This is a genomic window from Streptomyces sp. NPDC048297 (assembly GCF_043201585.1).
Classification (GTDB): domain Bacteria; phylum Actinomycetota; class Actinomycetes; order Streptomycetales; family Streptomycetaceae; genus Streptomyces.
Genome location: NZ_JBICZA010000001.1, coordinates 48126 through 68739 on the forward strand (window position 1 = coordinate 48126; position 20614 = coordinate 68739).

A 20614-nucleotide genomic window follows, 5' to 3' on the forward strand; every position below is an offset into this window, starting at 1 on the left:
ACCACCCTCGCCGGCGCCCCCACGGCCCCCCGCCGCACCCGCACACCACCCCGCCGCACCCCCCACACCACCCCGCCGCGCCCGCACGGCACCCCCGCCGCACCCCCACAGCCCCCTCCGGGGACTCCCTTCCATGCCTACTGGTCGGTATGCTCGCGGCCGAGCCCCCTTCGCGCTCGCCCGGCACCGCCGCCGACCCCCGGGAGGACCCGTGTCCCGCACCGCCCTGCGAATCTGTCCCCTGTGCGAGGCCACGTGCGGGCTGACCCTCACCATCGAGGGCACCCGGGTGACCGGCGCCCGCGGCGACCGCGAGGACGTCTTCAGCAACGGGTTCATCTGCCCCAAGGGCGCCGCCTTCGGCGCCCTCGACGCGGACCCCGACCGGCTGCGCACCCCCCTCGTCCGCGAGGACGGCGCGCTGCGCGAGGCCACCTGGGAGGAGGCCTTCGACGCGGTCGCCGCGGGGCTGCGCCCGGTCGTGGAGCGGTACGGCGCCGACGCCCTCGGCGTCGTCCTCGGCAACCCCAACGTGCACACCGTGGCCGGCGCCCTCTACCCGACCGTCCTGCTCGGCGCCCTGCGTACCCGCAGCGTCTTCACCGCCTCCACGGTCGACCAGATGCCCAAGCACGTCTCCAGCGGGCTCCTGTTCGGCGACGCCAACGCCATCCCCGTACCGGACCTCGACCACACCGACCACCTCCTGCTGATCGGCGCCAACCCCCTGGACTCCAACGGGAGTCTGTGCACCGCCCCCGACTTCCCGGGCCGGCTCAAGGCCCTGAAGGCGCGCGGCGGCAGGCTCACCGTCGTGGACCCGCGCCGCACCCGCACCGCCCGGCTCGCCGACCGGCACCTCGCCGTCCGGCCCGGCACCGACGCGCTGCTGCTCGCCGCGATGGTCACCGTGCTGTTCGACGAGGACCTCGTGGACCTCGGGGACCTCGCCCCGCACGTCGACGGGCTCCCCGAACTCCAGGACGCACTGCGGGACTTCACCCCCGAAGCCGTCGCCGGGGCCTGCGACGTGGACGCGTCCCTCATCCGCACCCTGGCCCGCGAACTCGCCGCCGCCCCCACCGCCGCCGTCTACGCCCGCATCGGCAGCTGCACCGTCCCGCACGGCACCCTGGCCAGCTGGCTGGTCGACGTCCTCAACGTCCTCACCGGCAACCTCGACCGGCCCGGCGGCGCCCTCTTCCCGCAGGCCGCCACCGACCGCACACCCCGCCCGGCCGGCCCCGGCCGCGGCTTCGCCCTCGGCCGCTGGCACTCGCGGGTACGGCATCTGCCCGAAGCCAAGGGGGAGTTGCCGCTCGCCGCGCTCGCCGAGGAGATCGACACGGCGACCGAGGAGGGCGAGCCCCTGCGCGCGCTCGTCGTGATCGCCGCCAACCCGGTGCTGTCCGCCCCCGACGGTGACCGCCTCGACAAGGCCCTGGAATCCCTGGACTTCATGGTCAGCGTCGACCCGTACCTCAACGAGACCTCCCGCCACGCCGACGTCGTCCTGCCTCCGCCCCCGCCCTCCCAGAGTCCGCACCACGACTTCGCCTTCAACACCCTCGCCGTCCGCAACCAGGTCCGCTACAGCCGCCCCGCCGTGCCCCTCGAACCCGGCCGCATGGCCGAGACCGAGATCCTCGCCCGGCTGGTCCTGGCCGCCGGTGGCATGCACGGCGCCGACCCGGCCACCGTCGACACGATGGTGATCGACCAGACTCTCGGCAAGGCCGTCCAGGAGCCCCACTCCCCGGTCCACGGACGCGACCCCCGCGAACTGGCCGACCGGCTCACCGGCGACACCGGCCCCGAGCGGCGCCTCGACATGATGCTGCGCCTCGGCCCCTACGGCGACGGCTTCGGCGCCCGCGCCGACGGGCTGACGCTCGCCCGGCTGCTCGCCCACCCGCACGGCATCGACCTCGGCCCGCTGCGCCCGCGCCTGCCGCAGCCGCTGAAGACCACGAGCGGCAAGGTGGAGCTGCTGCCCGCGCCCATCGCGGGCGACCTGCCACGGCTGCGGCAGGCGCTGCGCGAGCGGCCCGCCGGGCTCGTCCTCGTCGGCCGCCGCCATCTGCGCTCCAACAACAGCTGGATGCACAACGTGCCCGCCCTCACCGGCGGCAGCAACCGCTGCACCCTCCAGCTGCACCCCGAGGACGCCGCACGCCTCGGCGTCCGGGACGGGCAGCCGGTGCGCGTGAAGGGCGCCGGGGGAGAGGTGACCGCGCCCGCCGAGGTCACCGAGGCCGTCCGGACGGGGGTGGTGAGCCTCCCGCACGGCTGGGGCCACGACCGCCCCGGCGTCCGGCTCGCCCACGCCGCCGGCGAACCCGGCGTCAACGTCAACCAGCTCCTGGACGGCACCCTCCTCGACCCCCTTTCCGGCAACGCGGTCCTCAACGGCGTCCCCGTCGAGGTCACACCGGTCCCCACCGTGGCCGAAAAACTGGCGTCCGTGACCTCGACAAAGCTCTGACCTGGACTTTCGCGCTTATTGCTCAGGCGTCAACGTCTTGTTAACGCCGTTTGAACGGACCTAACGTCGTCGCGCACCGCCTGCCCGGCGGGATGTTCAAGGGCGAACGTGAGGTATCCATTCATGCTGACCATCCTCGGCTTCGCCATGATCGCGACCTTCCTGGTCCTGATCATGCTGAAGAAGATGTCGCCGATCGCGGCGCTCGTACTGATTCCCGCGCTGTTCTGCGTGTTCGTCGGCAAGGGCGCCAAGCTCGGCGACTACGTCATCGACGGCGTCACCAGCCTCGCCCCCACCGCGGCGATGCTCATGTTCGCCATCGTCTACTTCGGCGTGATGATCGACGTCGGCCTCTTCGACCCGATCGTCCGGGGCATCCTGAGGTTCTGCAAGGCCGACCCGCTGCGCATCGTCGTCGGTACGGCCCTGCTCGCCGCGATCGTCTCCCTCGACGGTGACGGCTCCACCACCTTCATGATCACCGTCTCGGCGATGTACCCGCTGTACAAGCGCCTGAAGATGAGCCTCGTCGTGATGACCGGTGTGGCCGCGATGGCCAACGGCGTGATGAACACGCTCCCCTGGGGCGGCCCGACCGCTCGCGCCGCCACCGCGCTCAAGGTCGACGCCGGCGACGTCTTCGTCCCGATGATCCCGGCCCTGGCCGTCGGCCTGCTGGGCGTCCTGGCCCTCGCGTACGTCCTCGGCCGCCGCGAGCGGGGGCGGCTCGGCGTGCTGACGCTGGACGAGGCCTTGGTGACGGAGACCGGGACGGTGGCCGGGACGGGGACAGAGTCGGAGTCGGAGACGGTGCTCGTGGGTGCCGGCTCGGGTGCGCGGGCGGCCGGTGCCAAGGGCGGGCGGAAGGCCGGCGGTTCCGGCTCGGGGTCGGGCTCCGGCTCCGGCTCGGGCTCTGGTTCGGTCTCCGGTTCCGGCGCGGACGCGCCTCTCGACGCCGGCCGGACCGAGGGCGACGGCTTCCAGGGCCTCGACCCCGAGCGCCCCACCCTGCGCCCCAGGCTGTACTGGTTCAACGCGCTCCTCACGGTCGCCCTGCTCACCGCGATGATCATGGAGTTGCTGCCGATCCCTGTGCTGTTCCTGCTCGGCGCCGCGCTCGCGCTCACCGTCAACTTCCCGCACATGCCCGACCAGAAGGCCTGTATCGCCGCCCACGCCGAGAACGTGCTCAACGTCTCCGGCATGGTCTTCGCCGCCGCCGTCTTCACCGGAGTCCTCCAGGGCACCGGCATGGTCGACCACATGGCCGAGTGGCTGGTGGGCAACATCCCCGACGGCATGGGCCCGCACATGGCCCTCGTCACCGGCGTCCTGAGCATCCCGCTCACGTACTTCATGTCCAACGACGGCTTCTACTTCGGCATCCTGCCGGTGCTCGCCGAGGCGGGCCACGCGCACGGCGTCTCCTCGCTGGAGATCGCCCGCGCCTCCCTCGTCGGCCAGCCCCTGCACATGTCCAGCCCACTCGTCCCCGCCGTCTACGTCCTGGTCGGCATGGCCAAGGTCGAGTTCGGCGACCACACCAGGTTCGTCGTCAAGTGGGCCGTGCTGATCTCCCTGATCGTGCTGGGCGCGGGACTCCTGTTCGGCATCGTCTGACCCTCCAGGGAGGAAAAACCATGGCGCCCGGTGGGAACCGCGGCCGGCTGCTCCGACTCGTCCTCGCCTTCGGCTTCGCGCAGGGGGCGGTGTCGATGGCACGGCCCGCCGTCTCCTACCGGGCGCTCGCGCTGGGCGCCGACGAACGGGCGGTCGGCGTCATCGCGGGCGTGTACGCCCTGCTCCCGCTCTTCGCGGCCGTACCGCTCGGCCGCCGCACCGACCACGGCCGCTGCGCACCCCTGCTGCCCCTGGGCGTGGTCCTCGTCTCCGGCGGCTGCCTCCTGAGCGGACTCGCGAACTCCCTGTGGACGATGGCCCTGTGGAGCGGGGTCATGGGACTGGGCCACCTCTGCTTCGTGATCGGCGCCCAGTCCCTGGTCGCCCGCCAGTCCGCGCCGCACGAACAGGACCGCGACTTCGGGCACTTCACGATCGGCGCCTCCCTCGGCCAACTCGTCGGGCCCGTCGCCGCGGGCGTCCTGATCGGGGGCTCGGACCGGGCGGGCAGCAGCGCTCTCGCCCTCGTCGTGGCCGGTGCGGGATGCGCCCTCGCGTTCACGTCACTGTGGCGCATCGAGGACCGTACGACGATCAACTCCCGTTCCCCGCAAGGCGTCCGGGTACCGGTCGCGGGCATCCTGCGCGCCCGGGGCGTATCCGCGGGCATGCTCGTCAGCCTGTCCGTGCTGTCCGCCACCGACATCCTGACCGCGTACCTGCCCGTGGTCGGCGAGCACCGGGGCATCGCGCCGGCGGTGATCGGCGTGCTGCTCAGTCTGCGCGCGGGCGCCACCATCGCCTGCCGGCTCGTCCTCACCCCGCTGCTCCGCCTGCTCGGCCGGCCCGTGCTGCTCACCGTGACCCGCCTCCTGGCGGCCGTGCTGTGCGCGGGAGTCGCCCTGCCGGTGCCGGTGTGGACGCTCGCCCTGATGCTCACCGTCCTCGGGTTCTGCCTGGGCGTGGGACAGCCGTTGTCGATGACGACGGTCGTCCAGGCCGCGCCCGAGGACGCGCGCTCCACCGCCCTCGCCCTGCGCCTGACCGGCAACCGCCTCGGCCAGGTCGCCGCACCCGCCGCGGCGGGTCTGGTGGCCGGAGTCGCCGGAGTGGCCGCGCCGTTCGTGATGCTCGCGGCACTGTTGCTGCTGTCGTCGGGGGTCGCGGCGCGGTCGCCGGGGCGGACGGCGAGCGGGCGGGACACGGCCGGGGCGGACGGACAGGGTCGGCCCTCGTTGAGCCGGCAGGCCAAAAGCTGAGCGCCAGGCGGCACTGCAACGGCGCGGCTGCCGCCGGGCGTTCCACCGACCACGACCGTGGCCGTGGTCGTGGCGCGGGTCCCGGCCCGCCGCCGCCTCAAGGGAACGGAGGGGCCCGGCTCGCCGGTGTGCGGGCAGCGCCACCGATCGTGGGCCTGGACGGGTGACGTCGCCGCGGTACCCGCACATCACGCGACGCGCTCCGCTAGAGATGCGTGCATGAGCATGCACTTCACCCGACGCCGGGCCGCCCTCACCGCGGCCGGTCTGCTGCTGGCCGCCGCTCCGACCGCGTACGCCGGCCTCGCCTCCGCCGACGCCTCCGCCGACTCCTCGGCTGACTCATCCGGCGGCTCCTCTGCCGTCTTTGCCGCGCACCTGCGCGGAAAGCCGTACATCGAGACCCGTCTCCTCTTCGGCACCGAGCGGCCGGACGGCGGCCCGGCCGTCACCGACCGGCAGTTCATGGCCTTCGCCGACAAGGAGGTCACGCCCGGCTTCCCGGACGGGCTCACCGTGCAGAGCGGGCGCGGGCAGTGGCGGGACGCGAACGGCACCATCGAGAAGGAGCGGTCGTACGAGCTGATCCTGCTGTATCCCGAGACACAGGCCGACGCGAGCGACCGGAGCATCGAGGACATCCGGCGGGCCTATGAGAAGGCCTACGGGCAGGAGTCCGTGGGCAGGGTGGACGAGAGGGCGCAGGTCGACTTCTGATATCCCGTATCCCGGAGACGTCCGGTTCTGTATGGCGCATAAAAACTATCGCCGCTAGTTTGTGAGCCGGACGACGTTGACCCGCCGGGAGGAAGCACCATGAAGGCACACGACGGCCTCTACATCGACGGCGCCTGGCGCCCGGCCGCGAGCCAGGACGTGATCGAGGTCGTGAACCCGGCCGACGAGCAGATCGTCGGCCGGGTCCCGGCGGGCGGCGCCCTGGACGTCGACACCGCCGTACGGGCCGCGCGCGCCGCGCTCCCGGCCTGGGCGGCCACGCCCCCGGCCGAACGGGCCGCGCGCCTGGCCGCGCTGCGGGACGTCCTGGCGGCCCGCACGGACGAGATCGCCGAGACGGTCACCGCGGAACTGGGCGCCCCCGCCCCGTTCGCGCAGGCCGTGCACGTGGGCCTGCCGATCGCGGTCGCCGGCTCCTACGCCGAACTGGCCGCGACCCACTCCTTCGAGGAGAAGGTCGGCAACTCCACCGTGCTGCAGGAGCCCGTCGGCGTCGTCGGTGCGATCACCCCCTGGAACTACCCGCTCCACCAGATCGTCGCCAAGGTCGCCCCCGCGCTCGCCGCGGGCTGCACGGTCGTCCTCAAGCCCGCCGAGGACACCCCGCTCACCGCCCAGCTCTTCGCCGAGGCGGTCCACGAGGCGGGCGTGCCGGCCGGTGTGTTCAACCTGGTCACCGGCCGGGGCCCGGTCGCCGGACAGGCTCTCGCCGAGCACCCGGGCGTCGACCTCGTCTCCTTCACCGGCTCCACGGCGGTCGGCCGGCAGATCGGCGCCGTGGCGGGCGCGGCCGTCAAGCGCGTCGCCCTCGAACTCGGCGGCAAGTCCGCCAACGTCATCCTGCCGAGCGCCGACCTCGCCAAGGCCGTGGGCGTCGGCGTGGCCAACGTGATGTCCAACTCCGGTCAGACGTGCAGCGCCTTGACCCGCATGCTGGTCCACCGCGACCGGTACGACGAGGCCGTCGAGCTGGCCGCCGACGCGGCCGCCAAGTACGGCGACCGCATCGGCCCGGTCGTGAGCGCCAAGCAGCAGGCCAGGGTGCGCGGTTACATCGAGAAGGGCATCGCCGAAGGCGCCCGCCTGGTCACCGGCGGCCCCGAATCCCCCCAGGAGCGGGGCTACTTCGTTAGCCCGACCGTCTTCGCCGACGTGACGCCCGAGATGACGATCGCGCAGGAGGAGATCTTCGGCCCGGTCCTCGCCGTCCTCCCCTACGACGACGAGGACGACGCCCTGCGCATCGCCAACGGCACGGTGTACGGCCTCGGCGGCGCCGTCTGGGCCGGCGACGACGCCGAGGCGGTCGCCTTCGCCCGCCGCATGGACACCGGCCAGGTCGACATCAACGGCGGCCGGTTCAACCCCCTCGCGCCCTTCGGCGGTTACAAGCAGTCCGGGGTCGGCCGGGAACTCGGCACCCACGGACTCGCCGAGTACCTCCAGACCAAGTCCCTCCAGTTCTAAGGAAGTCCGCGAGCCATGGCCGTACGAGCCGCCGTCCTGCCCGCCGTCGGCGCGCAGTTGGAGATCACCGACATCGAGCTGCCGGACCCCGGCCCCGGGCAGGTCCGGGTCCGCCTCGCCGCCGCCGGGGTCTGCCACTCCGACCTGTCCCTGTCCAACGGCACCATGCGGGTGCCGGTCCCGGCGGTCCTCGGGCACGAGGGCGCGGGCACGGTCGTCGCCGTCGGGGAGGGCGTCACGCACGTCGCGCCCGGCGTGCCCGTCGTCCTCAACTGGGCACCCTCCTGCGGGACGTGCCACGCCTGCACGCTCGGCGAGGTCTGGCTGTGCGCCAACGCCCTCAACGGCGCCGCCTCCGTCTACGCCCGCACGACTGACGGCACCGAGCTGCATCCCGGCCTGAACGTCGCCGCGTTCGCCGAGGAGACCGTGGTCTCCGCCTCCTGCGTCCTGCCGCTGCCCGACGGGGTGCCGCTGGTGGACGCCGCCCTGCTCGGCTGCGCCGTCCTCACCGGCTACGGCGCCGTCCACCACTCGGCGCGGGTCAGGGCCGGTGAGACGGTCGCGGTGTTCGGCGTCGGCGGAGTCGGCCTGGCCACCCTGCAGTCGGCCCGTATCGCGGGCGCGTCCCGCGTCATCGCCGTCGACGTCTCCCCGCAGAAGGAGGAACTGGCCCGCGCCGCCGGCGCCACCGACTACGTCGTCGCCTCCGAGGACACCGCGCGCGAGATCCGCGCCCTCACCGGCAAGCAGGGCGTCGACGTCTCCGTGGAGTGCGTCGGGCGCGCGGTCACCATCCGCGCCGCCTGGGACTCCACCCGCCGGGGCGGCCGTACGACCGTCGTCGGCATCGGCGGCAAGGACCAGCAGGTCACCTTCAACGCCCTGGAGATCTTCCACTGGGGCCGCACCCTCTCCGGCTGCGTCTACGGCAACACCGACCCGGCCCGCGACATCCCGGTCCTCGCCGACCACGTCCGCCAGGGCCGCCTGAACCTCACCTCCCTCGTCACCGACCACATCACCCTGAAGGACATCCCGTCCGCCTTCGACAACATGCTCGCGGGCAAGGGCGGGAGGGCGCTGGTGGTCTTCTAGCACCCCCCCCAGCCCGCCCGGTACACGCCGCCCCCGGCGCCTTCGCGCGGCCGGGGCTCCCGGTGTGCCCCCCGCCCCGCCCCGTAAAGGTCCTTGCGGACAGGGCGCGTTCACCAAGGTCCTTGCGGGCAGGGCGCGTTCACCGCGCCGATCCCGCCTCCGACGCTCCCTCGGACCGAGGCGGCGCGGCGACCTTCGCCACCGCGGTCCGCGCCGTCCGCACCGTGCGCGTCCGCCGCCGGGCCCGGGACCGCGACACGGCCACGCCCGCCAGACACAGCGCACCGCCCGCCAGCGTCAGCAGCCCCGGCACCTCGCCGAGCACCAGCCACGACATCAGCACCACCAGCGCGGGCACGGCGTACGTCGTCGCCCCCATCCGGCTCGCGGTCGTGCGCGCCAGCGCATAGGCCCACGTGGTGAAGGCGAGTGCGGTCGGGAAGACACCCAGGTACACCATGTCGAGGGTCGCCGACGCGGGCGCGCGGGCCGCCTCGCTCACCAACTGCCCGGCGAACGGCAGGCAGACCACGGCGCCCACGGCACACCCGAACGCCGTCACCTGAAGGGCGCTCGCCTCGCCCAGCGCGGGCTTCTGCGCCACGACCCCGCCGGCGTACGCCACCGCCGCGAGCAGACACAGCACCACCCCCAGCAGCGAGGCCCCGCCGCCCCCGGCGGACATCGACACCCCCACCGTCACCGCACCCGCGAACGACACGGCCATCCCCGCCAGCAACCGGGGTGGCATCGGGTCACCGAGCAGCCGCGCCCCGAGCAGAGCGATCAGCAGCGGTCCGACATTCACCACGAGAGCCGCGGTGCCCGCGTCCACCTCCCGCTCTCCCCAGTTCAGCACCACCATGTAGAACCCGAACCACAACACCCCCGACAGCACGATCCCCCGCCACGCCGACCGGGGCGGCCACCCCACCCGCCGTACGACACAGATGGCCCCCAGCGCGAGGGCCCCCGACAACAACCGGCCGAGCGCCAGCGCCCCCGGCGAATAGGCGTCCCCCGCACTGCGTATCGCCACGAACGCGGAGGCCCACAACACGACGGAGACGACAGCGGCGGCGACGGGCAGCACCTGCTGACGTGAGGCGGTGTTCATCATGCTCCTGAGGCTAGGTACGAAGACGGACATCGACCGGCGGAATCCGGACATGGCGACGGGGTGACGAGGGTGCGGCCGGGCCGCGACCGGGCGGTACCGGGGCCGGGCGGTACTGCGACGGGGCGGTGCCGCGGCCGGGCCGTGCTGCGGTCCCTTCGCGGGCGGCGGAGCGGTGACTTCCCCACGCTCACCCCAACGCCCCCGCCTCGATCCCCAGCGACTCCCACAGCGCCCGCCGCCCCGACGGAGTCACCCGCACCGCACGCTCGGTTCCGATCCGGGCGCACCACCCCGTGTCCAGGGCGTGCCGGCACAGCGCGGCCCCCGCCACGCCCGCCAGGTGGGGCCTCCGCTCGGTCCAGTCGAGGCAGGCGCGGGCGAGCGGGCGGCGCCCCTTGCGGTCGAGGGTGATCCCCTGACGGCCGAACCACTCCACTCCGGCATCCGTCAGCGCGAACCCGGTGTCCTGCCGCAGCAGCCCCCGCTCGGTCAGCGCGTCGGTGACCGCGATGCCGAGCCGTCCGGCGAGATGGTCGTAGCAGGTACGACCGCGGGCCATCGCGGAGCCCGCGCTCGCCTCCCGCAGGGTGCGCGGCCGTACGCCGGAGCCGGCCGGCACCTGCGCGGCCAGGTCCTCGACCAGCTGAGCCACGCGCGCGTCGGCCAGCCGGACGTACCGGTGCCGGCCCTGCCGCTCCTCGGTGAGCAGCCCGCCCGCGACCAGCTTGCCCAGATGCTCGCTCAGCGTGGACGGGGCCACCCCGGCACGTCGGGCCAGCTCACCGGCGGTCCAGGCGCGCCCGTCGAGCAGGGCGAGCAGGCATGCGGCCCGGGTCTCGTCGGCGACGAGGGAGGCGAGCGCGGCGAGGCCGGGGGACCGGGAGTCCTTTGCGGTCATGACCTCAGCATGCGTCACGGACCGTTCGGCCGGCGCCGAACTGTTGCCGCACGCCTGCGACTACCGCTGCACGCCTTCGACTGGCGCCGCACGCCTTCGACACCGCACGCCTTCGACTGGCGCCGCACGCCTTCGACACCGCACGCCTTCGACTGGCGCCGCACGCCTTCGACACCGCACGCCTTCAACTGGCGCCGCACGCCTTCGACTACTGCTGCTGCGCGCCCTCGCGGACCCGCGCGTACTGCAGCTCCAGCCCGTCCAGCAGCGCGGAGAGCCCCGCCTCGAAGGCCCGCTCGTCGATCTTGTCCTGCCGCTCGGCGAGCAGATGGGCCTGGCCGAGGTGAGGGTAGTCGGAAGGGTCGTAGGCGTTCGCGTCGTCCACGAAGCCGCCGGCGAACGAGCCGAGCGCGGAGCCCATGATGAAGTACCGCATCAGCGCGCCGATGGAGGTCGCCTGCGCGGGCGGCCAGCCCGCGTCGACCATCGCGCCGTACACCGCGTCGGCCAGCCGCAGGGCGGCCGGACGGCGGCCGGGTCCGCGCGCCAGGACCGGGACGATGTTCGGGTGGTCGCGCAGTGCGGCCCGGTAGGAGACCGCCCAGTCGTGCAGCGCGGTCCGCCAGTCCCGGCCGTCCTCGAACATCGACAGGTCGACCAGGGCGCTCACCGAGTCCGCGACCACTTCGAGGATCTCGTCCTTGGTGCGGAAGTGGTTGTAGAGCGAAGGCCCGCTCACCCCCAGCTCGGCGGCGAGCCGCCGGGTGGAGACGGCGGCCAGGCCCTCGGCGTCCACGAGTTCCCGGGCCGTCTCGACGATCCGGTCGGTGCTGAGGAGAGGCTTGCGCGGTCGGGCCATGGCGCTCATAGTAGAGCCGTAGCTGAAAACTAGCAGTGCTAATTTAAATGTACGGCTTTCAAGGTCTGTCGGTGTCTTTCGCCGGTGTCTTTCACGGTCGGTATGGGGTGATCGCATGGTGAACCTGGAGCTGAGCGAGGAGCAGGCCGCCGTGCGGCAGCTCGCCCGGGACTTCGTGGAGCGGGAGATCGCGCCGCACGTGATCGCCTGGGACCGCGCCGAGGAGGTCGACCGGGGCATCGTGAAGAAGCTCGGCGAGGTCGGCTTCCTCGGGCTGACCGTCGACGAGGAGTACGGCGGCTCGGGCGGCGACCACCTCGCGTACTGCCTGGTCACCGAGGAGCTGGGGCGCGGCGACTCCTCGGTCCGCGGCATCGTCTCCGTCTCCCTCGGACTGGTCGCCAAGTCGATCGCCGCCTGGGGGAGCGAGGAGCAGAAGCGGCGCTGGCTGCCTGGCCTGACCGCCGGGGACCGCGTCGGCTGCTTCGGCCTCACCGAGCCCGGCACGGGCTCCGACGCGGGCAACCTCTCGACCCGGGCCGTGCGCGACGGCGGGGGAGACTACGTCATCAACGGCGCCAAGACGTTCATCACGAACGGCACCTGGGCCGACGTCGTCCTGCTCTTCGCCCGTTCGACCGGCGCCCCCGGGCACAAGGGCGTCTCCGCCTTCCTCGTCCCCGCCGACACGCCCGGCCTGACCCGCCGCACCATCCACGGCAAGCTCGGCCTGCGCGGCCAGGCCACCGCCGAACTGGTGCTTGAGGACGTCCGGGTGCCTGCCTCGGCGCTGGTCGGCGAGGAGGGCAAGGGCTTCTCCGTCGCCATGTCCGCCCTGGCCAAGGGCCGTATGTCGGTCGCCGCGGGCTGTGTCGGGATAGCCCAGGCCGCGCTGGACGTGGCCGTGCGCTACGCCGGTGAGCGCGAGCAGTTCGGCAAGACGATCGCCCACCACCAGCTGGTGCAGGAGCTGATCAGCGACATCGCCCTCGACGTGGACGCCGCCCGGCTGCTGACCTGGCGGGTCGCCGACCTGATCGACCGGGGCAGGCCATTCGCCGTGGAGTCCTCCAAGGCCAAGCTGTTCGCCTCCGAGGCCGCGGTGCGCGCCGCCAACAACGCCCTCCAGGTCTTCGGCGGCTACGGCTACATCGACGAGTACCCGGCCGGCAAACTCCTGCGCGACGCCCGCGTGATGACCCTCTACGAGGGCACCAGCCAGATCCAGAAACTGGTGATCGGGCGGGCGCTGACCGGGGTTTCGGCGTTCTGACGGCGCGGGCGGTCGGGCCGGCGACTCAGGGGGACCGGTGTTCTGAGTACCTCGCTGAGTATCTCGGCGGATGTGGCGAAGACCTCGTCCGACGATGCTCTTTCCCATGAGTGAGACACCGGTCAAGCAGCAGAGTACGGGCGCGTTCTACGGGCAGGCCGTCGCGTCCTTCGCCGTCGCCATGTCGGCCACCGCCATCGGCATCTACCAGCTGGACACCAACGCCTGGGTCCGGTCCTTCCTGGCCATCGCGGTCCTCTACCTCGTCACCTCCGCCTTCACCCTGGCCAAGGTCATCAGGGACCGGCAGGAGGCCGGGGAGATCGTGAGCAGGGTCGACCAGGCGCGGCTGGACAAGCTCCTCGCCGAGCACAATCCCTTCGAGCCGCCGCACAGATCCGAACAGCCGCGCTAAGCGAGCGCTCACCTTCAGCGGTATGGTGGTGTCCCTGTCACCGAGAGGGGCGAGCGAACGATGAGTACGGCGGAGGAGACGACCGGCGGCGAGGTCGATCCGTGGGACGAGGTCACCCCTGAGGCGGCCCGACGGCTGCTCGTCGCCGCCGTGGAGGCCTTCGCCGAGCGCGGCTACCACGCGACGACCACCCGTGACATCGCGGGGCGCGCCGGCATGAGCCCGGCCGCGCTCTACATCCACTACAAGACCAAGGAAGAGCTGCTCCACCGGATCAGCCGGATCGGCCACGACAAGGCGCTGGACATCCTGCGTACGGCGGCCGAGGGCGACGGCTCCGCCACGGAGCGACTCGCCGACGCGGTCGGCTCCTTCGTCGGCTGGCACGCCGGGCGGCGCACCACCGCGCGGGTCGTCCAGTACGAACTGGACGCGCTCGGTCCCGACGCCCGCGCCGAGATCCTCGAACTGCGCCGCCAGGTGGACGCGCAGGTGCGCGGCATCATCGAGGACGGCGTGGCGGCGGGCGAGTTCGACGTGCCGGACGTGCACGGCACCACGCTGGCCGTGCTGTCGCTGTGCATCGACGTGGCCCGCTGGTTCAACGTGAACGGACCGCGCACCCCCGAGCAGGTCGGTGCGCTCTACGCGGATCTGGTTCTGCGGATGGTGGGCGCGAAGCAGGCGCCCGCGGGTTCGTAGCGCGGGCGCCTGCGCGGTGCTCGGGGACCGTGCTCAGAGTCAGAGGTAGTACCGGGACACCGACTCCGCGACGCACACCGGCTTGTCGCCGCCCTCGCGCTCGACCGTGAAGGCGAGGGTCACCTGGACGCCGCCCGGGACGTCCTCGACCCCGGTGATCTTCCCGGTGGCGCGCAGGCGGGAGCCGACGGGGACGGGGGAGGGGAAGCGGACCTTGTTGGTGCCGTAGTTGACGCCCATCTTGACGCCTTCGACGCTGATGAGCTGCGGGCCGAAGAGCGGCAGCAGTGAGAGCGTCAGGTAGCCGTGGGCGATCGTGGTCCCGAACGGCCCCGCCGCGGCCTTCTCCGGGTCCACGTGGATCCACTGGTGGTCCCCGGTGGCCTCGGCGAACAGGTCGATCCGCTTCTGGTCGACCTCCACCCAGTCGGTGTGGCCCAGTTGCTCGCCCACGGCGGCCTTCAGCTCGTCGGGGGAGGTGAAGGTCCTCGGTTCTGCCATGTTCCCGGCCTCTCGCTCGCTTGTCTAAGCAACTGCTTAGCATGGTCGGCCGAGGGTCCGATGTCAACGGACGGCGGGCCGTGCGGGGTCGGTAGGCTTGGAGGGGTGCCCCAGATTCCCGAGAAGATCCACGAGCTGACCGTCGGGCAACTGTCCGCGCGTAGCGGTGCCGCCGTGTCGGCGTTGCACTTCTACGAGGCGAAGGGCCTGATCAGCAGTCGGCGCACCACCGGCAACCAGCGCCGCTACAGCCGTGACACGTTGCGCCGCGTGGCCTTCGTCCGCGCGGCGCAACGGGTCGGCATCCCGCTCGCGACGATCCGCACGGCCCTCGCGGAACTCCCCGAGGAGCGGACGCCGACCCGGGAGGACTGGGCGCGGCTGTCGCAGGCGTGGCGTTCCGAACTGGACGAGCGGATCACCCAGCTGAACCGGCTCCGGGACCACCTCACGGACTGCATCGGGTGCGGGTGCTTGTCGCTGGACACGTGTGTGCTGTCGAACCCCGACGATGTGGTCGGGGAGAAGCGGGCGGGGTCGCGTCTTATGCCGGAGAGACGCTGAGTCGTTTTTGGCCGGGGCAGGTGCGGGTCGTTGTCGGGTGTGGGTGTGTTGTGGCTGGTCGCGCAGTTCCCCGCGCCCCTGGGGAGTTGGAGTTCCGTCGGCTGTATGGCTCGGTAGCCACGCGGTCTTGGCGGTGGCGTGGCTGCTCGTTGTGGGGTTGTGGGGTTGTGGCGTTCGGTGGTGGGGTGCGGGTCGTTGTCGGGTGTGGGTGTGTTGTGGCTGGTCGCGCAGTTCCCCGCGCCCCTGGGGAGTGGGGTTCTGTCGGCTGCATGGCTGGGGGCCACGCAGCCGTCGGGCGGGCTACTCGTACTCCGTTCCGTCTTTGCGGGTCAGGTAGGCGGGGCTCACGGCTTTGGCGATGGCGCGGGTGCCGGTGATGGGGCTGTGGCGTTCGGTGGTGGGGCGGATGACGACGCCCTCGCGGAGGTGGAGGTTCCGCCTGGACACCGTCTCCCGGCCGGTGGCGAACTCCAGGACGCGCTCGATGTCGTACGGTCCGGTGAACAGGCGGGGGACCAGAGGGAGTTCTCCTTCCAGGACGTCGGCCGGGTCCAGCCAGTGGATCGTTCCGTTCAGTTCCGCCGACGCGTCGAAGGCGGCGTAGCCGAGGGTGTCCCGGCGGCCGTCCGCGCCGTAGGTCAGGTCCTGGACGCCGGCGCCGTAGACCTCGCCGAAGATGCCGACGCGGGTGGCGCCCAGCCGCTCGCACAGGCGTGCCGCGGCCTCGGCGACGCCGTGTCCGCGGACGGCTCGCCAGTAGAGGTTGCGCGGATCCTCCTTCAGCGCCAGGGACTTGGCCCCGAAGCCCTTGGACGACACGTACACGCGTCCCCCGTCGGCGACGTACGTCAGCAGGCAGGCTGTGCCGTGCAGCTTCTCCGTCAGGACGACCGGTTCGCCCGGCGTGAAGGTGCCGGGGTAGCGCTGGATGTTCTCGATGTCGACCCACGGCATGAGGTCCGGCGCCGGTTCCACCTCGCCGTTCATGGTCGGCGGGACCGGTGGCACCCACTTGGTGATGCCGAGCCGTTCCGCGAAGTCGGTGCTCTCGGCGGCGGCCTGCGCGAGGTCGACGTCGGCCAGTGCCTTCGGGCGGCACACGATGCCCTGGGACAGGTCGCCGCGCAGCCGTACCGCCTTGACCCGGTTTGCCTCGCCGCCCGCCAGCCGCCCGGTCAGCCCCAGTTCGTCGATCAGGCCGGCCGGCAGTACGGACTGCTCGGGGATGTACACGGCCGCCTCGCCGGTGCGGTACGCGCCCTTGGCGACGACGGCCCGGTACAGGCCCACCTGGGCCAGTTCGAGCGCATCGGCGTTCGGATGCTCGTGGACGGTCAGCACTTCGGCGGTGACGCGCAGCGTCGACATGGGGACTCCTCCGTCGGCCCGGTTGCCGGGTCAGTCAGTTGGGTTTCATCGCCTCCCACTGTCCGGACACGAAAGGGGTGGAGCGAGCGGATTAGGGACTGCTGGCGTCGGCGTCCTCGGCCGGTGACGTCGTCGTGCGCGGCCCGGTGCGCGGCCCGGTGCTCGGACAGGCCCGCGGACACCAACTCGGCGTTGGACGCCGCCCGTTCCCCGTCCGGCAGGAACAGCGTGTCCTCCAGTCCGGTCCGGGTCGCCAGCCCCAGCCGCCCGGCCAGCCTCAGCACCGGCCAGGTGCCGCCCTCCTCGCCGTGCAGCAGCACGGGCCGGCCGTGGACGTCCCCCAGCTCGGCCAGCAGGGCCAGCGCGGACGCCTCGGCCGTCGCCGGGTCCGGGTCGTCGGTCGGCCAGGCCCCATGTCGGCCGGTCGGGCTCCTGTCGGGCCGGCTGGTCAGGCCGACATCAGCAGCCGCTCGCGCCGGGCGCCCTCCAGGGCCCGGGGGGTGAGCACGGGACGGGGCACGAGGATGCCGCAGTCCGTGCAGACCGGACCGGACGACGGCTCGTGGTCCAGGTCGTACGTCCACGTCAGGCGCTGCCCCGCGCACACCGGGCAGGCCGAGCCCGGCGCGCGCTCCAGCGCGGCGATCAGCCGGCGCAGCACCTCCGCGAGGGGCTCGTCGGGGTGGACCCGCGGGTCGTCGCACCAGGCGACACCGAACCCGCCCCACGTCATCCGGTGCCAGTCGTCCACACTGCCGGGCCGGCGCAGCCCGTCGTGCTTCTCCTTCCTGCGGCGCTCGGCGAAGCCGGCCTCGTAGGCCAGCCACACCGTCCGCGCCTCCTCCAGTTCCTCCAGCGCGGCCACGAGCCGGGCGGGCTCGGGGGAACGGTCCTCGGGACCGAAACCGGCCCGGGAGCACAGATGGTCCCAGGTCGCCCGGTGCCCATAAGGAGCGAACCGCTCCAGGCACTTGCGCAGTGAGTAGCGCCGCAGCGCCAGATCACACCGCGGGTCGCGTACCTGTCTCGCGAGACTTCGGAATCCGGCCATCGCTCTGCACCTCCGTCACACCTGCGTTCGCACTTCGGTCACTTCGGTCACTTCGACACTTCCGTCACTTCGTCACGCCGGTGTCGCCCTGCGCGCCGCGCGACATCGTCAAGCAGTCGCGTCAAGCAGCCGCATCGACCAGCCGCATCGGCCAGGCGCACCGACTGCACGCACCGACTGCACGCATCGACCACACGCACCGCCTACCCGCATCGACTAGACGTACCGACCCGCGATCCGGCTCCATCCGATTTCCGATGCCCTGCCATAAGGCGCCCCGGGTTGACCGGAGCCACCGACCCTGCTGACACCAAAACTTGACGCATGTTCATCTTCAATCCCGGGGATACCGGCGGTAACGTCCGGCCCACCCCGTCGGGAGGAGCTGCCCCATGACACGGCGCACCCCACGCAACGTGTTGTTCGACAAACTGAGAACTCCCCGCAAGCTCTCCGGGTTCCTGAAGACAGCATCTGTCTGTGTTCTGGTCGCCGGACTTCTCTCCCCGCTCACCCAGGCCGTGGCCGCGCCCGGCGTCACGGCCTCGAACGACTACTGCGGCGGCCGGTGTTCCGACATCCTGCCGCCCGGCCAGAACGGCAACGCGACCCTGGCGGAGATCCTGCTCAACCAGGCGTTCGGCACCCAGCCCTCCCACGCCGAGGACCAGCTCGGCCCGTACGCCGACCTCGCGAGCGGGTACACGGGCCTTACCGACACGAAGATCAACAACTTTTTCGACGACGCCTCGTTCGGCGTCCCTTCCGACCAGGTCGCCTCCACGGAGAAGCCGGCCGGCCGCGGTGACGTGACGATCGTCCGGGACAAGAAGACCGGTGTGCCGCACATCACGGGCACCACCCGCTACGGCACCGAGTTCGGCGCCGGGTACGCGGCGGCCGAGGACCGGCTGTGGCTGATGGACGTCTTCCGGCACGTGGGCCGCGGCCAGCTGACCTCCTTCGCGGGCGGCGCGCCGGCCAACCAGGGCCTGGAGCAGCAGTTCTACCGCAACGCGCCCTACACCGAGGCCGACCTCCAGGCGCAGATCGACCGCGCCATCGCGAACAACGGCGCCCGCGGCCAGCAGGCCCTCGCGGACGTCGGCGCCTACCTCGACGGCATCAACTCCTACATCGACGCCTCCGACAGCGGCCGCTACTTCCCCGGCGAGTACGACCTCACCGGTCACAAGGACCCGATCACCAACGCCGGCACCATCGCTCACTTCAAGGTCACCGACCTGGTGGCGCTGGCCTCCGTCATCGGCTCCCTGTTCGGCTCCGGAGGCGGCGGCGAGGTCAACAACGCGCTCTCCCTGATCGCCGCCCAGTCCGCGTACGGCGTCGAGGAGGGCACCAGGGTCTGGGAGTCCTTCCGCGAGCGCAACGACCCCGAGGCCGCCCTCACCGTCCATGACGGCCAGAGCTTCCCGTACGCCGCCAAACCCGCCACCGCACAGGGCGAGGCCCTGCCCGACCCCGGCTCGGTGACCGAGGAACCGCTCGTCTACGACCGCACCGGCAGCGCGGCCACCGCGAGCGCGAAGACGTCCTCCACCTCGGCCTCGAAGACCGCCCTCACCTCCGCGAGGCGCGGAATGTCCAACGCCCTCGTGGTCAGCGGCAAGTACACGGCAAGCGGCCACCCCGTCGCCGTCTTCGGACCGCAGACCGGCTACTTCGCCCCTCAGCTGCTCCTGCTCCAGGAGATCCAGGGCCCCGGCATCAGCGCCCGCGGCGCCTCCTTCGCGGGTCTGAGCATGTACGTCGAACTCGGCCGCGGCCAGGACTACTCGTGGAGCGCGACGACATCCGGCCAGGACATCATCGACACCTACGCCGTCGAACTGTGCCAGGACGACTACCACTACCTGTACCACGGCACCTGCACGGCCATGGACAAGGTCGAGCAGAAGAACTCCTGGACGCCGACCACGGCCGACGGCACCGCCGCGGGGTCGTACACCATGCGGGCGTGGCGCACCGTGTACGGGCCGGTGGAGTACCGCGCGACCGTCGGCGGCAAGAAGGTCGCCTACACCACCCTGCGCTCCTCCTATCTGCACGAGGTCGACTCGGTCATCGGCTTCCAGATGCTGAACGACCCGGACTACGTCAAGGGTCCGCAGGACTTCCAGAGCGCGGCCCAGCACATCAACTACACCTTCAACTGGTTCTACGCCGACTCCCAGCACACCGCGTACTACAACAGCGGTGACAACCCGGTGCGGGCCGCCGGCGTCGACGCCGAGTTCCCGGTGTGGGCGCAGCCGGCGTACGAGTGGAGGAACTGGGACCCGGCCACCAACACGGCCGCCTACACCCCGGCCTCCGCCCACCCCAACTCCCTCGACCAGGACTACTACATCTCCTGGAACAACAAGCAGGCCAAGGACTACACGACCGCGTCCTGGGGCGACGGTTCCGTGCACCGCGGCGACCTGCTGGACGACCGGGTGAGCAAGCTCGTCGCGGCCGGCGGGGTGACCCGCACCCAGCTGGTGCAGGCCATGGCGCAGGCGGGCCTGACCGACCTGCGCGCCGAGGACGTGCTGCCCGAACTGCTCAAGGTGATCAACTCCTCGCCGGTGACGGACACCACGGCCGCCGCCGCGGTGAACAAGCTCCAGGCATGGGTGAGCGCGGGCGCCCGGCGCACCGAGACGTCCGCCGGTTCGAAGGCGTACGCCGACGCCGACGCGATCCGCGTCCTCGACGCCTGGTGGCCGCTGCTGGTCAAGGCGGAGTTCGAGCCCGGCCTCGGCAGCGACCTGTACAACGCGTTCACCGCCAACCTGCCCGTGGACGAAGCGCCGTCGGCCGGTCACGGCCCGACCGGCTCGCACGCCGGAAGCTCCTTCCAGTACGGCTGGTGGAGCTATGTCGACAAGGACATCCGGGCGGTGCTCGGGGAGCCCGTGCAGGGCGGCCTGGCGCGGAAGTACTGCGGCGGCGGCAGCCTCGGCTCCTGCCGGGACACCCTGATCAGCACCCTGAAGCAGGCCGCGGGCCTGACCGCAGCCCAGGTCTACCCGGGCGACGACCAATGCTCGGCCGGCGACCAGTGGTGCGCCGACTCCATCGTCCAGCGCACCTTGGGCGGCATCAAGCACGGCAAGATCGGCTGGCAGAACAGGCCGACCTACCAGCAGGTCGTGGAGTACACCGCGCACCGGTGACACCCACGGGC

Annotated in this window: 17 protein-coding genes and 1 pseudogene; 11 read left to right on the plus strand and 7 right to left on the minus strand. The window is 72.1% G+C overall.

Annotated features, from left to right (window positions below; translation table 11 throughout):
* Window positions 1-211 precede the first annotated feature (211 nt).
* The 6 genes from ACGFYV_RS00190 (at window position 212) to ACGFYV_RS00215 (ending at window position 8670) form a co-directional block, all read left to right on the plus strand.
* Window positions 212-2485 carry a molybdopterin oxidoreductase family protein gene (locus ACGFYV_RS00190; protein WP_393876053.1) on the plus strand — a complete coding sequence of 758 codons (2274 nt, stop codon included), beginning with the start codon at window positions 212-214 and terminating at the stop codon, window positions 2483-2485.
* A gap of 123 nt (window positions 2486-2608) precedes the next feature.
* Entirely contained in the window at window positions 2609-4108 is a 1500-nt protein-coding gene (locus ACGFYV_RS00195; protein WP_393876054.1) for a CitMHS family transporter, read from the plus strand.
* Window positions 4109-4128: 20 nt separating this feature from the next.
* Window positions 4129-5367, plus strand: coding sequence for an MFS transporter (locus ACGFYV_RS00200; RefSeq protein ID WP_393876055.1), 1239 nt, complete (start codon window positions 4129-4131; stop codon window positions 5365-5367).
* A 219-nt stretch (window positions 5368-5586) separates the two neighbouring features.
* On the plus strand, window positions 5587-6084 hold the full coding sequence (locus ACGFYV_RS00205) for a DUF3574 domain-containing protein (protein ID WP_393876056.1): 498 nt from the start codon (window positions 5587-5589) through the stop codon (window positions 6082-6084).
* 99 nt (window positions 6085-6183) lie between these two features.
* Entirely contained in the window at window positions 6184-7572 is a 1389-nt protein-coding gene (locus ACGFYV_RS00210; protein WP_393876057.1) for an aldehyde dehydrogenase family protein, read from the plus strand.
* A 15-nt stretch (window positions 7573-7587) separates the two neighbouring features.
* A complete protein-coding gene (locus ACGFYV_RS00215) occupies window positions 7588-8670 on the plus strand; it encodes a Zn-dependent alcohol dehydrogenase (RefSeq protein WP_393876058.1) in 1083 nt (360 codons plus the stop codon).
* Window positions 8671-8809: 139 nt separating this feature from the next.
* On the opposite strand, the gene ACGFYV_RS00220 is transcribed toward ACGFYV_RS00215, so the two are convergent.
* From ACGFYV_RS00220 to ACGFYV_RS00230, 3 genes are all read right to left on the minus strand, one after another.
* Window positions 8810-9790, minus strand: coding sequence for a DMT family transporter (locus ACGFYV_RS00220; protein ID WP_393876059.1), 981 nt, complete (start codon window positions 9788-9790; stop codon window positions 8810-8812).
* 187 nt (window positions 9791-9977) lie between these two features.
* Entirely contained in the window at window positions 9978-10688 is a 711-nt protein-coding gene (locus tag ACGFYV_RS00225; RefSeq protein ID WP_393876060.1) for an ArsR/SmtB family transcription factor, read from the minus strand.
* 208 nt (window positions 10689-10896) lie between these two features.
* Window positions 10897-11547: a TetR/AcrR family transcriptional regulator gene (locus ACGFYV_RS00230; protein ID WP_393876061.1), complete on the minus strand. Its 651-nt coding sequence runs from the start codon at window positions 11545-11547 to the stop codon at window positions 10897-10899.
* Window positions 11548-11665: 118 nt separating this feature from the next.
* Between ACGFYV_RS00230 and ACGFYV_RS00235 the strand changes: the two genes are divergently transcribed.
* From ACGFYV_RS00235 to ACGFYV_RS00245, 3 genes are all read left to right on the plus strand, one after another.
* Window positions 11666-12820 (plus strand): acyl-CoA dehydrogenase family protein, encoded by a 1155-nt coding sequence (locus tag ACGFYV_RS00235; RefSeq protein WP_393876374.1) that lies wholly within the window; start codon window positions 11666-11668, stop codon window positions 12818-12820.
* A 106-nt stretch (window positions 12821-12926) separates the two neighbouring features.
* Complete coding sequence (locus ACGFYV_RS00240; RefSeq protein WP_393876062.1) at window positions 12927-13235, plus strand: YiaA/YiaB family inner membrane protein; 309 nt, start codon at window positions 12927-12929, stop codon at window positions 13233-13235.
* Window positions 13236-13295: 60 nt separating this feature from the next.
* Entirely contained in the window at window positions 13296-13937 is a 642-nt protein-coding gene (locus tag ACGFYV_RS00245; protein WP_393876063.1) for a TetR/AcrR family transcriptional regulator, read from the plus strand.
* A gap of 39 nt (window positions 13938-13976) precedes the next feature.
* On the opposite strand, the gene ACGFYV_RS00250 is transcribed toward ACGFYV_RS00245, so the two are convergent.
* Window positions 13977-14438, minus strand: a complete 462-nt coding sequence (locus ACGFYV_RS00250) for a MaoC family dehydratase (protein WP_393876064.1) — start codon at window positions 14436-14438, stop codon at window positions 13977-13979.
* A gap of 105 nt (window positions 14439-14543) precedes the next feature.
* On the opposite strand from ACGFYV_RS00250, the gene soxR reads away from it, so the two are divergent.
* On the plus strand, window positions 14544-15002 hold the full coding sequence (soxR, locus tag ACGFYV_RS00255) for a redox-sensitive transcriptional activator SoxR (RefSeq protein WP_393876065.1): 459 nt from the start codon (window positions 14544-14546) through the stop codon (window positions 15000-15002).
* 300 nt (window positions 15003-15302) lie between these two features.
* On the opposite strand, the gene ACGFYV_RS00260 is transcribed toward soxR, so the two are convergent.
* From ACGFYV_RS00260 to ACGFYV_RS00270, 3 genes and pseudogenes are all read right to left on the minus strand, one after another.
* A complete protein-coding gene (locus ACGFYV_RS00260) occupies window positions 15303-16370 on the minus strand; it encodes an RNA ligase (ATP) (protein ID WP_393876066.1) in 1068 nt (355 codons plus the stop codon).
* A gap of 137 nt (window positions 16371-16507) precedes the next feature.
* Window positions 16508-16765 (minus strand): annotated as a pseudogene (locus tag ACGFYV_RS00265) (3-keto-5-aminohexanoate cleavage protein); the annotation flags it as partial.
* Window positions 16766-16818: 53 nt separating this feature from the next.
* Complete coding sequence (locus tag ACGFYV_RS00270) at window positions 16819-17421, minus strand: hypothetical protein (protein WP_393876067.1); 603 nt, start codon at window positions 17419-17421, stop codon at window positions 16819-16821.
* Window positions 17422-17813: 392 nt separating this feature from the next.
* On the opposite strand from ACGFYV_RS00270, the gene ACGFYV_RS00275 reads away from it, so the two are divergent.
* Window positions 17814-20603: a penicillin acylase family protein gene (locus tag ACGFYV_RS00275; protein WP_393876068.1), complete on the plus strand. Its 2790-nt coding sequence runs from the start codon at window positions 17814-17816 to the stop codon at window positions 20601-20603.
* Window positions 20604-20614: the final 11 nt, after the last annotated feature.